We start from the raw sequence: 11,578 nt of genomic DNA, 5'->3' as shown, positions 1-11,578 counted from the left end.
GAGCGGATCATACGCGGCACCCGTGGGATCGCAACTACCCGCGTAGAGCGTCTAGTTGGCACCTCTTCGCTCCTGTGCGTTCCTACGGAATCGACGGTGAACTTTTCCGTCAAACCGGCAGTCAGCCGACAGGGGGCATGGAAGTGGCGGTGACAACTCCCCTACTCTCCGTGTGTGCACCCACCACTCCCCTTCAACGCGCGGGCAGCGCGCGCCTTGCGCGAGAAGCTCGGGATGGCCCCCGGTCATGTCGCCTACGGCATGCGCGCGTCCTTCGGCACCTCGCACATCACCCCCGAGCACGTGATCGCGTGGGAACGCGGCACCCACGTTCCGGACGCTGGTGAACTGACCGCACTGGCAGGCGCGTTGTGGTGCCGACCCAGTGAACTCATGGGTCACCCGGGCACCTTGCTCGAACACCGCATCGCGCGTGGCGTCTCGGCCGAGGACGTCGCACGCGCCACGGGGCTGACCCTCGACGCGTACCTGTTCATGGAGGAGACCGGTCGGTGGACCGGCGACAAACGGCAGTCCGTCAAGCTCGGCGAGGTCCTCCGCCTCCCCCCGCGCGACTTCATCGCGATCACCAGACTGGAGGAGGAGCTGGCCCGCCTCCTCACCGAAGCGGTCTCCACCCGCTGGCAGGCCCACATCCGTGCCATCGCCAAGCTGGTCTCCATGGACCGCCGCGACCTGAAGGCCCCTTTGCAGGCCATGCAACAGGACTACCAGGCCCTGATGACGGCCACCCTGAGCCGGGCGGGCGGCACCACGGCATCCGGCGAGGACGGCCGCCGCTACGTCGAGAACATCGTCGACCACTTCTGGAGCCGGCTGCCGGGGGCGTCCTAGCGCTGTGACCGGGATGGTTCACCGCGGCCGGAAGGCGGCTCACGGGACGAGCGCGGTCCGCGAGGCGACTGGTATTACTGGTGCATGCAGGAAGACCAGGAAGAGACCGCGAGGTCTGCGATCGACACGTTCATCTCCGCGTTCAACGCCTCGGACGACAGCTCTGTGACTGCGCTGCTCTCCCAGGCCCTCACCTCGGACGTGGTCTTCTGGGGGCCGTTGGGCCGCAGTGAGGGGATCGAGGCGGTCGAGCGGTTCGTGCTGGACATCCGGCGCCACCCCGCGGGGACCGGCACGATGGTGCGCTGTTCGGCCGTGGACATGCCGGACGAGTGGGCCCGGTACCAGTGGGTCTTCACGACGCCGGGCGGAGGCCCCCGCCTGGCGGGAACGGACGTCGTCCATCTGCGGCGGAGCCTCATCGACCAGGTCATCGTCTTCGCGGGGGAGATCGAGCCGTCCGCCTCCTGAGTCATTCTCCTCCGGCGCCGCCCTTCTCCTGAACCGGTCCCCGGGCCGGGCGGTACGGGGTGCCCGGCCGTCTCGGGCCGCCGCCCCTACGCACCCCCCGGCGCCGCCGCCTCCAGGTCGGCCACCGTGCCCGACATCACCGTACGGATGTGGCGCGTGAGGTGCTCCGCCGGCCAGTCCCACCAGGCCGCCGCCAGCAGGCGTGCGATATCCGCCTCCTCGTACCGGGTACGGATCAGGCGGGCCGGGTTGCCGCCGACGATGCCGTAGTCCGGGACGTCCGAGACGACCACGGACCGGGCGCTGATGATCGCGCCGTGGCCGATGCGGACGCCGGGCATGATCACCGCCTCGTAGCCGATCCAGACGTCGTTGCCGATCACCGTGTCGCCCCGGTCGGGGAGGTTCGTCAGCAGGTCGAAGTGGTCGGTCCAGGAGCCGCCGAGCGTGGGGAAGGGGAACGTGGACGGGCCGTCCATGCGGTGGTTGGAGCCGTTCATGATGAACCGCACCCCCGTGGCCAGCGCGCAGAACTTGCCGATCACCAGGCGCTCCGGGCCGTAGTGGTACAGCACGTTCCGGGTCTCGAACTCCGTGGCGTGCTCGGGGTCGTCGTAGTACGAGTAGTCGCCGACCTCGATCAGCTCCGAGGTGACCAGCGGCTTCAGCTGCACCACGCGCGGCTGGCCGGGCATGGGGTGCAGGACGGCGGGGTCCGCCGGGACGGGGGCAGGTGACATGGGTTGCTCCGGGGACGGGGTGAGGGGCGGGCAGGGGTGCGCGGATCATCGTGGCATTCGGGGCGGGCCCCCCGCGAGGCGTTTCCCGCCCGGGCGGGAAGGGGCCCTGCGGTGGATCCGGCTCCGGACCCGCCGACCGGCAACCCCCTGCGCCGCCCCGCGGCGGGCACGGGCCGGCCATGGGAAAGCCCCCGCGAGTCACGTCCTCGCGGGGGCTCTCCGTTCATCCGCCTGCCGTGGTGAAGGTTGAGAAGACGATCACGAGGCAGGACGTCTGGGGTGCGTCGGCGTCACGTCAGGGGGCGAGCAGCAGCACGTCCACGCGCTCCTTCGCCGCGGCGTACCGCTTCGCCACGTCCTGCCAGTTGACGACCTGCCACATCGCCTCGATGAAGTCCACCTTCTGGTTCTTGTACTGCAGGTAGAAGGCGTGCTCCCAGGCGTCGAAGACCAGGATCGGGACCGAGCCCTGGCCGACGTTGCCCTGGTGGTCGTAGACCTGCTCGACGATCAGCTTGCCGCTGACGGGCTCGTACGCGAGCACACCCCAGCCCGACCCCTGAGTGGTGGCCGCGGCCTTCGTCAGCTGGGACTTGAAGCCCGCGTAGGAGCCGAAGGACTCGGTGATCGCGTCGGCGAGGTCGCCCACGCCGTCCGCCGCGAGGGGCTCGCCGCCGCCGTCGCCGGTCATGTTGTGCCAGTAGATCGAGTGCAGGATGTGGCCGGAGAGGTGGAACGCGAGGTTCTTCTGGAGGCCGTTGACCGCTCCCCAGGCCTCCTTGTCGCGGGCCTCCTCCAGCTGCTCCAGGGTGTCGTTCGCGCCCTTGACGTATGCGGCGTGGTGCTTGTCGTGATGCAGCTCGATGATCTGCGGATTGATGACCGGTTCGAGCGCCGCGTAGTCGTACGGGAGTTCCGGGAGCGTGTACGTGGCCATGGTTCGAACCCTCCGACTGCTGGGAATGCCGTCCAGTTGTTATTGCAACCTATATGCAGGAGCAACCTGAAAGCAGGCTAACAGCAGGATCGTCCGCCAAGTGATCAGCCCTTCGGCCTAGGACCAGTGAGCCCGCCCTTCCCCGTTTTGCCGGGCAAAGGTGATTTGCTCCTACTTCAGTGCTGCGTACGCCGTCGCGCGTTTGGTCCCGTCGTTCCGGGGGACCCGGCCCAGCAGCCGGGCGGCCGGTGCCGGGACCGCGTGCGCGCCGCCCGCAGCCCGCCCACCCCGCTGACCAGGAGGAATTGATGGCACCCCCCAACGCCCCCGAAGCGACGGACGGCCCGGACCGTGGCCGCGATCCACGACTGGCCCCGCCCCTGGCGGAGGCGGCGGGCTGGGGGCCGCTCGACGTCCGCGCCGTCGACACTGTGCGGACGCTGGCCGCCGACGCCGTGCAGAAGGCGGGCCACGGCCACCCGGGCACCGCGATGAGCCTGGCCCCGCTGGCGTACCTGCTCTTCCAGCAGGTGATGCGGCACGACCCGGCCGACGACCAGTGGATCGGCCGGGACCGTTTCGTGCTCTCCTGCGGCCATTCCAGCCTCACCCTCTACCTCCAGCTCTACCTGAGCGGGTACGGGATGGAGCTGGACGACCTCAAGGCGCTGCGCACCTGGGGCTCCACCACCCCCGGCCACCCCGAGTACCGCCACACCCGGGGCGTCGAGATCACCACCGGGCCGCTCGGCCAGGGGCTGGCCTCCGCCGTCGGCATGGCCATGGCGGGCCGCAGGGAGCGCGGTCTCCTCGACCCCGACGCGCCCGCCGGCACCAGCCCCTTCGACCACCATGTGTACGTCGTCGCCTCCGACGGCGACCTGATGGAAGGCGTGACGTCCGAGGCCAGTTCGCTGGCCGGACACCAGGAGCTCGGCAATCTGATCGTCTTCTACGACTCCAACCACATCTCCATCGAGGACGACACCGACATCTCCTTCAGCGAGGACGTCACCGCCCGCTACGCCGCGTACGGCTGGCACGTCCAGACGGTCGACTTCACCCGGACCGGTGACTACGTCGAGGACGTCGACGCCCTGCTCGCCGCCGTCGAGGCCGCGAAGAGCGAGAGCGGGCGGCCCTCCCTGATCCTGCTGCGCACGATCATCGGCTGGCCCGCGCCCACCAAGCAGAACACCGGCAAGGCCCACGGTTCCGCGCTCGGCGACGACGAGGTCGCCGCGACCAAGAAGCTGCTCGGCTTCGACCCGGACGCCGACTTCACCGTCGAGGACGACGTACTGGAGCACGCCCGCGCAGTCGTCGGGCGCGGGGCCGCGGCCCATCGTGCCTGGGAGCCCCGCTACCAGGTGTGGCGCGCCGCCCACCCCGAGCGCGCCGCCCTCCTCGACCGGCTGCGGGAACAGCGGCTCCCGGAGGGCTGGACCGACAGCCTGCCCGTCTTCGACGCCGACCCCAAGGGCATCGCCACCCGCAAGGCCTCCGGCGATGTGCTCACCGCGCTGGCCCCCGTGCTGCCCGAGCTGTGGGGCGGTTCGGCCGACCTCGCGGGGAGCAACAACACCACCATGGAGGGCGAGCCGTCCTTCGTACCGGAGTCCAAGCAGACCGGCGAGTTCCCCGGCAACCCGTACGGCCGCACGCTCCACTTCGGCATCCGGGAGCACGCCATGGGTGCGATCCTCAACGGCATCGCGCTCCAGAGCCTCACCCGCCCCTACGGCGGTACGTTCCTGATCTTCAGCGACTACATGCGCCCGGCCGTCCGCCTCGCCGCCCTGATGAAGCTGCCGGTCACCTACGTCTGGACCCACGACTCCATCGGCCTCGGCGAGGACGGCCCCACCCACCAGCCCGTCGAGCAACTGGCCGCACTCCGCGCGATCCCCGGCCTCGACGTCGTACGGCCCGCCGACGCCAACGAGACCTCCGTCTGCTGGCGCACCGTCCTGGAGCACCCCGACCGGCCCGCCGGCCTCGCCCTGACCCGGCAGCCGCTTCCGGTCCTGGAGCGGGGCGGGGGCGACGGCGCGTACGCCTCCGCCGAGGGGGCCGCCCGAGGCGGTTACGTCCTCGCCGACAGCCGCGGCGACACCCCGGAGGTCATCCTCGTCGGCACCGGATCGGAGGTCCACATCGCCCTGGAGGCACGGGAGTTGCTGGCCGCCGACGGGGTCGACGCGCGCGTGGTCTCGATGCCCTGCCGCGAGTGGTTCGCCGACCAGCCGTACGCCTACCAGGACGAGGTGCTGCCGCCCGGGGTCCGGGCCCGGGTGAGCGTCGAGGCGGCCGTCGCCCAGGGCTGGCGGGACGTGGTGGGCGACGCGGGCCGCATGGTCAGCCTGGAGCACTTCGGCGCGTCCGCCGCCTACCAGCGCCTGTACGAGGAGTTCGGCATCACGCCCGGCGCGGTCGCCGAAGCCGCCCGGGAGAGCATCCGCGCGGCAGCCGGCCCCGTCCGGCCCGGCGGGGAGCGCCCCGGCGCGACCCCGACGGGCGGCGGTACCGGGGACGTCGGCTAGACCATCGCCTGCCCCGCCGCCCCCGAAGCTGCCATCGATCGATCGTCCCCAGGAAGAACCGTCTTCGGAAAGAGGAGCCCATGGCCCCCGCACGCACCCCCCGCTACACCGTCCCCGGCCTCAGCGCCGACGAGGGCCGTCAGGTCATCGACCTCCTGACGCTGCGTCTGCACGCGCTCAACGACCTCGCGCTCACCCTCAAGCACATCCACTGGAACGTGGTCGGGCCGCACTTCATCGCCGTCCACGAGATGCTCGACCCGCAGACCGCCGCCGTACGGGAGATGGCCGACGCCGCCGCCGAGCGGATCTCCGCCCTCGGCGGCGAGCCGAACGGCACCCCGGGCGCCCTGGTCAGGGAGCGCACCTGGGACGACTACAGCGTCGGGCGCGCCGACGCCATCGCCCATCTCGGCGCCCTGGACCTCGTCTACACCGGGATCATCGAGGACCACCGCGAGGCGGTCGAGAAGGCCGGCGAGATCGACCCCGTCACCGAGGACCTGCTCATCGAGCACCTGCGCGGCCTGGAACAGTTCCAGTGGTTCGTCCGGGCCCATCTGGAGTCCGGCTCCGGCTCCCTGTCGAACGCCGGAGCCGACACCGAGAAGGCGGCGGCCGAAGCGGCGTCCCCGAAGCGGGCCGCCGCCAAGCGCGCCCCCGCCAAGAAGACGGCGCTGCCCGCCCCGGCGAAGAAGACCGCCAAGAAGGCGGTCAAGAAGACCACGGCGAGCCGGCGCACCACGCGTTGAGAAGGGGCGGCGGCCGGCCCGGACGCTCCGCCTGAGCTCCGGCGCCGGCCGCCCGCTACCCCCGCAGGTCCTCCCTGGCCTGTACCGCGACGTCCGGGAAGTCCGTCACCACCGCGTCCACGCCCTGCCCGTAGTGGAAGGCGTACTCGGCGAACGCGTCACCGAAGGCGTTCGGGTCGGTGCCCCGCCGGTACGTGGCCGGGAGGTACTGGTTCTCCGCCCGGAAGGTGTATGCGCCGACCTTCAGGCCCGCCGCGTGGGCGTCCGCCAGCAGGGTGTTCGGCGGGACCAGCGAGGACTTGTCCGGGCCGATCCACCGCGCGTACGAGGCGATCTCGCGCAGCCCGGCCGGGGTCATCATGTCCCGGTAGGTGATCCCGTGCCCGTACGGGCCGCCGCTCGTGCCCAGCGCCTGCCACAGCGGGAGGCCCAGGCGGGCGGCGGCCACCCGGCGCAGGCTGTCTGGCTCGAAGGACTGGACGACACAGTCCCGGGCGGTCAGCCGGTTGCGGCGGATCACCCGGATCAGCTCCTCCTCGAGCGGCAGCCCGATCGAGCGGAAGTACGTCGGGTGCTTCGTCTCCGGGAACACCGCGATCCGCCGGCCCGACTCCCGCGACAGCCGCCGCGCCAGGTCCACGACCTCCTGGAACGTCAGCACCCGGCCCCGCCCGTCGAAGACCGTGTTGCGGTCGCGGACCAGCGGCAGCCGCTCCACCGTGCGCAGCGTCCGCAGCTCGCGCAGCGTGAAGTCCTCGGTGAACCAGCCGGTCACCGTCTTGCCGTCGACCGTCTTCGTGGTGCGCCGGTCCGCGAACTCCGGGCGGTCGGCGACGTCCGTCGTCCCGCCGATCTCGTTCTCGTGCCGCACGACCAGGACATGGTCCTTCGTCGGCACGAGGTCCGGCTCGATCCAGTCGGCCCCGGCCCGTACGGCATAGGTGTACGCGTCGGCGGTGTGCTCGGGCCGCCAGCCCGCCGCCCCGCGATGCCCGATGACCAGGGGCCCCGACGGGCGGTGGGGGTGGCGGTCGCCGGCGGGGGCGGCGACGGCCGGGGCGGTGGCCGCGGCGGTGACGGCGGCGGTGGCCAGGAGGATCGAACGGCGCCTGGGGGCAACGGACATGACGGCTCCTCGGGTGGGGTGAGCCATCACGGAAGCGAGAACGGGTGACGGCCCGGGGTACGGCGCCCGGCCCTGCGATGTCCTGTCGGCCACGGATGCGCGCCGCGCCGGGCCCGGCACCGGAACGCGAGAGGCCGAGAACGCCGAAACGCCGGGCTCCGCCCCGATCGTACGAGGAGGAGCCCGGCGCTCGTAGCGGCCGTGCGGGAGCTGTGCCGTACCTACTGGCGCTGCGCCGGGATCTCGGCCGCGGTGCCGGCCCCCGTGCCTGTGCCGTCGTCGGCGCCCTCGTCGCCCCGCCGCCGCTGCCGCAGGAGGCCGAGGCCGATCAGCACCACCGTCAGCGCCCCCGTGGCCAGCAGCTGGTCACGGGTGTCCGGCTGGCGCAGCATCAGCAGGAAGATCCCCGCCATGGCCGCGAGCGCGACGATCGTCCCGACGGGGAAGAACCACATCCTTACGACCAGCGTCTGAGGCGCCTCCCGCTCGGTGCGCCGGCGCAGGATCAGCTGCGAGACCGCGATGAAGATCCACACCACCAGGATCACCGCGCCGATCATGTTCAGCAGCCAGGGGAAGACGTCGTCAGGCCGCCAGTAGCTGAGCAGCACGCACAGGAACCCGAAGACCGAGGAGAACATCACCGCGTTGCGCGGCACACCCGAGGAGATCCTGCCGAGCACGGACGGGCCCTGGCCGCGGGCGACCAGCGAACGGGCCATCCGGGACGCGCCGTAGATGTTGGCGTTCATCGCGGAGAGCAGCGCGATGAGGATGACCACGTTCATGATCTGCGCCGCGCTCCCCACACCCAGGTGGTCGAGCATCGCGTAGAACGGGCCGACCTCGGCGACCTTCGGGTCGTCCCACGGGACCAGCGTGACGATGACCGCCATCGAGCCGATGTAGAAGACCGCGATGCGCCACATCGCCGTACGGACCGCCTTCGCGACGCCCTGCACCGGGTTCTCGGACTCGGCCGCCGCGATGGTGACGGTCTCCAGACCGCCGTACGCGAAGACGGAGGCGAGGAGGCCGATGATGAAGCCGTCCATGCCCTTCGGCAGGAAGCCGCCGTCCCCCGTGAGGTTGGTGAGGCCGGGTGCGTCCGTGTCGGGCAGCACGCCGAAGATCGCCAGCAGGCCGAGCCCCAGGAACAGCGTGATCGCGATGACCTTGAGCGCGGCGAACCAGAACTCGAACTCGCCGAAGTTCTTCACGGCGGCCAAGTTGGTCCCGAGGAAGATCACCATGAACAGGGCGACCCAGGCCCACTCCGGGGTCCCCGGCAGCCAGCCGCTGACGATCTGCGCGGCGCCGATGCCCTCCAGGCCCACGGCGACGCAGAGCAGGAACCAGAAGGACCAGCCCGCGGTGAACCCGGCCCACGGGCCGATCGCCCGCTCGGCGTGCACGGAGAAGGAGCCGGACGCCGGGTTGGCGGCCGACATCTCGCCGAGCATGCGCATCACCATCATGACGAGCAGCCCGGATATGGCGTACGCGACCATGATCGACGGTCCGGCGGCGGCGATCCCGGCGCCCGAGCCGACGAAGAGCCCGGCACCGATCACCCCGCCGAGGGCGATCATCGAGAGGTGGCGCTGCTTGAGGCCGTGGGTGAGCGCGGAGTCCGCCGAGGGCCCTGCGGGGGCCGCGGAGCCGGCGGTGGGGGGAGAGGCGGAGGTCCGAGGCATGGACGAACTCTGTTCGGTAGCTGAGACAAGGGGGCGAACCCACAGTCTGGGCATCCGTACCGCTCACACGGAATGGCTGTCCGCTATACGGTCACCAGGCTCACACAAGGTGCACACGCGCCTACCGATCGGTAAACGCCGAGCGCTCCTGGTCACGCCAGCGGGATCCCTGACGTTCCCGCCGCTCACGCCCCACCGCCACCAGCAGCACCAGCGCTGTCGCCCCGGCCGACCACAGCACCTGCGGCCGGGCCGCGTCGTCGGTCAGCATCAGCAGCAGCACGCCCGACAGCCCCGCCAGCGTCACCCAGGTCAGATACGGGAACCACCACATCCGCAGCGCGAGCGCGCCGGGAGCCTCCTGTTCCAGCCGGGCGCGCAGCCGCAGCTGGGAGGCGGCGATCAGCGCCCAGACGAAGAGCAGGACCGCGCCGACCGAGTTGAGCATGTAGAGGAACACCGTGTCGGGCCAGAGCAGATTGAGCAGGACGGAGACGAAACCGAAGGCCACCGAGGCCAGCACGGCCCGCCGAGGCACCCCGGCCGCTTTGCCCGGAGAACCGCCCGAGACCTTCAGCAGTCCGCGCGGCGCCTCCCCGCGCTCCGCCAGCGAGAAGATCATCCGGGAGGAGCCGTACAGATTGGCGTTGAGCGCGGAGAGCAGCGCCACGAACACCACGATGTTCATGATCTGCCCGGCCGACGGCACCCCGATCGCGTCCAGCACCTTCACATACGGGCTCAGCCCGGCCTGCTGCGCGGTCCACGGCAGCACGCTCACGATCACCAGCATCGAGCCGACGTAGAAGAAGAGGATGCGCACCACCGCGCTGCGGACCGCCCGCCCCACCGCACGCGCCGGGTCGTCCGTCTCGGCGGCGGCGATGGTCACGACCTCAAGCCCGCCGAAGGCGAACACCACGGTCAGCACCCCGGAGACGACCCCGCTCCAGCCGTTCGGCAGGAAGCCGCCCCGGGCGGTCAGGTTGGTCATCCCGACCGGGTCGGTGTCCGGGAGCAGGCCGAAGACCGCCAGTCCGCCGAGCACCAGGAAGACCACGATCGCGCCGACCTTCAAGGCGGCGAACCAGAACTCGAACTCGCCGAAGTTCTTCACCGCCGTCAGGTTCGCCACGGTGAACACCACCATGAACAGCAGCACCCACGCCCAGGGTTCTACGCCCGGAACGCAGCCGTGGGCGATCTGCGCGGCCGCCGTCGCCTCCACCGCGAGGACCACCACCAGCAGGAACCAGTAGAGCCAGCCGACGCTGAACCCGGCCCACCTCCCGAGCGCCCGCTCCGCGTGCACGGAGAACGAACCGGAGGCGGGCATCGCGGCCGACATCTCGCCCAGCATCCGCATCACCAGCATCGCGAGCGCCCCCGCGATGAGATACGAGACGACGATCGCGGGCCCCGCCACCGCGATCCCGGCGCCCGAGCCCACGAACAGCCCCGCCCCGATCACCCCGCCGAGCCCCAGCATCGTCAGATGGCGCTGCTTGAGCCCGTGTGACAGCGGCTCGGCGGGGGCGGGCGAGGGGGAGGGAGGAGTGGGGGGAGCCTCGTGCATGGGTGCGGTTCACTCTCGGATGCTTTATCGGGAACCTACAGTCTGGGGCCGCGGTCCCTCTCCCGCCAAAACCGACCGCCACCTCCCCGACCTCCGTGACGAGCGTCACGCGCGGACGTGATTGCGCCGCAGGCTTTGTGTGAATCCCACCAACCCATCAACCGCCGCTTTGTGGGCGGCTGATGGTGAACGAGCGTTGACCCGTGGGCTAACGTCGGCGGGAGCCCGACCCACCCCGACCGCCGGGGGCCGCCCCGGCCCACCTGCCCTCACCCGCGGAGTCCCGATGAGCACTGCTGCCGCCCCCGTCCGCTCCGGAGCGGTCCTCGCCGACCTGCTGCCCGCAGCCCGGCACCGCTACGCCGTGGACGCGGCCCTCGTCCTCGGCGGCGCGGCCCTGACCGGCATCGCGGCCCAGATCGCCGTCCCGGTCCCCGGCTCCCCGGTCCCGGTCACCGGCCAGACCTTCGCCGCGCTCCTCATCGGCACCGCGCTGGGCGCCCGCCGCGGATTCCTCTCCCTCGCGCTGTACGCCCTCGTCGGGATGGCCGGCATGCCGTGGTTCGCCGAGGCCAGCTCGGGCTGGAGCATGCCGTCCCTCGGCTATGTCCTCGGCATGCTCCTGGCCGCCACCGTCGTCGGCGCCCTCGCCCGCCGCGGCGGCGACCGCTCCGTGCTGCGCACCGCGGGCACGATGGTCCTCGGCTCCGCGATCATCTACGCCATCGGCGTGCCCTACCTGGCGCTCTCCACCGGGATGTCGATGAGCGCCGCCGTCGCGGCCGGCCTCACCCCGTTCCTGATCGGCGACGCCCTCAAGGCGGCGCTGGCCATGGGCCTCCTGCCGACCACCTGGAAGCTGCTCGGCCGCCGCGGCTGAC

The 11,578-nt window shown here is 71.4% G+C and carries 10 protein-coding genes; 5 read left to right on the top strand and 5 right to left on the bottom strand.

Features of this window, described 5'->3' with window-relative positions; translation table 11 throughout:
• Window positions 1-234: 234 nt before the first annotated feature.
• Window positions 235-855 (top strand): helix-turn-helix domain-containing protein, encoded by a 621-nt coding sequence (locus tag RNL97_RS10530; RefSeq protein WP_050499940.1) that lies wholly within the window; start codon window positions 235-237, stop codon window positions 853-855.
• An 84-nt stretch (window positions 856-939) separates the two neighbouring features.
• Window positions 940-1,326, top strand: a complete 387-nt coding sequence (locus tag RNL97_RS10525; protein ID WP_030577214.1) for a nuclear transport factor 2 family protein — start codon at window positions 940-942, stop codon at window positions 1,324-1,326.
• Between the two features lie 86 nt (window positions 1,327-1,412).
• Here RNL97_RS10525 and RNL97_RS10520 read toward each other — a convergent pair whose 3' ends face one another.
• Complete coding sequence (locus tag RNL97_RS10520) at window positions 1,413-2,066, bottom strand: CatB-related O-acetyltransferase (protein WP_030577217.1); 654 nt, start codon at window positions 2,064-2,066, stop codon at window positions 1,413-1,415.
• A 295-nt stretch (window positions 2,067-2,361) separates the two neighbouring features.
• Window positions 2,362-3,003: a superoxide dismutase gene (locus tag RNL97_RS10515; RefSeq protein WP_030577221.1), complete on the bottom strand. Its 642-nt coding sequence runs from the start codon at window positions 3,001-3,003 to the stop codon at window positions 2,362-2,364.
• Between the two features lie 308 nt (window positions 3,004-3,311).
• Between RNL97_RS10515 and tkt the strand changes: the two genes are divergently transcribed.
• Both tkt and RNL97_RS10505 read left to right on the top strand, forming a co-directional pair.
• Complete coding sequence (gene tkt, locus RNL97_RS10510) at window positions 3,312-5,546, top strand: transketolase (protein ID WP_030577224.1); 2,235 nt, start codon at window positions 3,312-3,314, stop codon at window positions 5,544-5,546.
• Between the two features lie 80 nt (window positions 5,547-5,626).
• Entirely contained in the window at window positions 5,627-6,298 is a 672-nt protein-coding gene (locus tag RNL97_RS10505; RefSeq protein WP_030577227.1) for a Dps family protein, read from the top strand.
• A gap of 55 nt (window positions 6,299-6,353) precedes the next feature.
• On the opposite strand, the gene RNL97_RS10500 is transcribed toward RNL97_RS10505, so the two are convergent.
• From RNL97_RS10500 to RNL97_RS10490, 3 genes are all read right to left on the bottom strand, one after another.
• Window positions 6,354-7,424, bottom strand: a complete 1,071-nt coding sequence (locus tag RNL97_RS10500; protein WP_243314036.1) for a glycerophosphodiester phosphodiesterase family protein — start codon at window positions 7,422-7,424, stop codon at window positions 6,354-6,356.
• Between the two features lie 221 nt (window positions 7,425-7,645).
• Entirely contained in the window at window positions 7,646-9,121 is a 1,476-nt protein-coding gene (locus RNL97_RS10495; protein WP_243314035.1) for an amino acid permease, read from the bottom strand.
• Between the two features lie 121 nt (window positions 9,122-9,242).
• Window positions 9,243-10,697, bottom strand: a complete 1,455-nt coding sequence (locus RNL97_RS10490; RefSeq protein WP_243314034.1) for an amino acid permease — start codon at window positions 10,695-10,697, stop codon at window positions 9,243-9,245.
• Between the two features lie 286 nt (window positions 10,698-10,983).
• On the opposite strand from RNL97_RS10490, the gene RNL97_RS10485 reads away from it, so the two are divergent.
• Window positions 10,984-11,577: a biotin transporter BioY gene (locus tag RNL97_RS10485; protein WP_030577239.1), complete on the top strand. Its 594-nt coding sequence runs from the start codon at window positions 10,984-10,986 to the stop codon at window positions 11,575-11,577.
• Window position 11,578: the final 1 nt, after the last annotated feature.

Origin of the sequence: Streptomyces parvus, assembly GCF_032121415.1 — a bacterium.
GTDB lineage: Bacteria > Actinomycetota > Actinomycetes > Streptomycetales > Streptomycetaceae > Streptomyces > Streptomyces globisporus_A.
This window is presented reverse-complemented; position numbering and strand designations above follow the sequence as displayed.